The sequence below is a fragment of the Streptomyces sp. 8L genome, assembly GCF_020176795.1.
In the GTDB taxonomy this organism is placed as follows: Bacteria; Actinomycetota; Actinomycetes; order Streptomycetales; family Streptomycetaceae; genus Streptomyces.
The window spans coordinates 1-203 of record NZ_JAIUKE010000991.1 but is presented as its reverse complement, the minus strand read 5'-3'; the positions used below and the strand labels follow the sequence as shown (position 1 = coordinate 203).

The following is a 203-nucleotide window of genomic DNA, read 5'->3' as shown; positions in this document are numbered from 1 at the left end:
GGCACGGTGAGGCTGTGGAATCCGGGGACCCGTAAACCCGTCGGTGACCCCCTTCCCTCTGGTGGGGCTGGCCCCGTGTACGGGTTGGCGTTTAGTCGTGATGGGTCTCTCCTTGCCGCCGCCTACGACGACGGCACGGTGAGGCTGTGGAATCCGGGGACCCGTAAACCCGTCGGTGACCCCCTTCCCTCTGGTGGGGCCGG

Annotated in this window: 1 protein-coding gene; it reads left to right on the top strand. The window is 68.0% G+C overall.

Annotated elements, in window-relative coordinates:
- Positions 1 to 6: 6 nt before the first annotated feature.
- Positions 7 to 203, top strand: a 197-nt coding sequence (locus LCE31_RS40225) for a WD40 repeat domain-containing protein (RefSeq protein ID WP_225023287.1), incomplete at its 3' end; no start/stop codon positions are given.